Annotated in this window: 2 protein-coding genes; both read right to left on the reverse strand. The window is 42.2% G+C overall.

Annotated features, from left to right (window positions below):
• Positions 1–63 precede the first annotated feature (63 nt).
• Positions 64–1,080, reverse strand: a complete 1,017-nt coding sequence (locus tag IQ219_RS19325) for a DUF4238 domain-containing protein (protein WP_194073688.1) — start codon at positions 1,078–1,080, stop codon at positions 64–66.
• Between the two features lie 316 nt (positions 1,081–1,396).
• The coding region (locus tag IQ219_RS19330; RefSeq protein ID WP_228017395.1) for a hypothetical protein at positions 1,397–1,819 on the reverse strand (423 nt) is incomplete at its 5' end.

The following is a 1,819-nucleotide window of genomic DNA, read 5'->3' on the forward strand; positions in this document are numbered from 1 at the left end:
GTGAATAAACATCGTCTCTTCAGCACGAGCTAACGAGTCTTTATTCACAGTTATCATTAGTCTTTACAAGTTTAATTCGGCTTTACTTTGTTCCCGATGCCAGTTTTGCCAAACATTCTGCTCCTTTTTGTACATCTCCGAACTAACAACTCTCGGACGAATATGGTGCACATCACTTCTTTCTTTATCGAAAATGTAGCGGTCAGCGTGCTCAATAATGATTTTACGAATAAGTAATGCTGTAGGCCTGTCCAGCACAGTTCCTCTTGGCCAACTTCTTTGACCCACAGAGTGATGTAGAAGATGCTTGGGCCCAAGAGGCAGAAATATGTCGCCTTTGGGGACTGCCCAACCACCACCAAAGTCATACTTCTCAGAGCTATAATAATTAAGCTTAATAACAGGGCTGTCCGTCGTCGGCCACGACATTCCTGCAGGTGCTTGCACGACGGTCCAATGCTGATGAATGATTTTATCAATGGTGTTTGTCAAGAGATGCCGAACACTCCATAGCCACAGCTTTCTTCCTAATACAATTTTGGTTTCTACCTCACCGTTGCCATCTGGAGTCCGATTCACCGTTACCTTTAGAGGAAAATTATTAGATAAATCAGCTTTGTGGGGCGGAAGTCTGACGCCTACTTCAGCGGCCTCTTCAAGCTTTCTGACCGAGTCCTCAACGATCTCATTCATTAATATTTGTAGCGACTTTTCTTGTCGAGCAAGAAACGACTTCAAGTTTGCTGGTGTTCGCACATCTTGGGCAACAGCGAAGCGAATCAAGTTTTTCCAGTGCTCTGGCGACATCCGCTCATTATTGACCGCTCGCCTGATCGCCTCTTCCGCGGGAGCTTCAAGCTCTTGATCCAGCCAGCGCTCAAACTCATCTGTCTCTTCTTGGTCCATCAAGTAAGTGTAAAGATGCTGATGGAAAGCTATTCCCCGAAGAGAATGCTCCTTCCAAAGAGGAATGTTTTCGTGTTGAACAAGCAGCCGATAGGTAGAAATCTTCCCATTTGTCGACCACTGCTTTAGATAAAGCTGCGGTACGTAGTGATTATCTTTATGAAGCTGAGTCATTTTAAGTGATCCTAATGCGCCATTTCACTCCTTATCAGCGCACATTTAAGCTGAGAATGGTCAGCTACCGCTGTCCTTCGCTTCCAGTTAGATATCTCGAATACCCGCAAGCCTCCTAAGGAACCAACTGCCCGGAAAATATGAATAGAGATCCAGCAGGTATGGGCACATGTTATAAAACCCATTTAAAAATAAAATAAGCAGTTTTGTCAGACAATGGACACCCCTTCTGATATTTAAAAAAGACAAGTAGCTAAGTCACTATTTGCATCGCCCCTTATATTGACGACTGCATACTAAATTAATTTTTATAACATTATGCCCTATTGAACCGTCTTTCACGTGCCCTTTTAGCTTTAGCTATTATAGCAACATATCCTACCACCAACTCAATACCTAATTCCCTACTAGAAATTTCTAACACATGCTTCCCTATCAACTCGGGATCAAAATTGGATTTTATAGCATCCTCCGTCATTTCATCTAAACTCTTGGGACATTCTTTAAAAGAGTTAGGAAAAAGCTCTCCTGATCTTTTAACTTCACACTCACTTTCAACTAAAGAAGCACTACCATTTTTTGGCGAAGACTCGTCAACTATAAACCCAGATCGAACTTTACATAAAACACTTTGACCAAAAGGTAAATTAAACCATCGCCAAACTGCACCTTTTTGGTTTGATTGGAAAACTTCACTTTTTTCTTTTAAAACACCAAGCCCTAAAAGTTGCAGCCCATC

This window comes from Synechocystis sp. LEGE 06083, from assembly GCF_015207725.1.
In the GTDB taxonomy this organism is placed as follows: Bacteria; Cyanobacteriota; Cyanobacteriia; order Cyanobacteriales; family Microcystaceae; genus Synechocystis; species Synechocystis salina.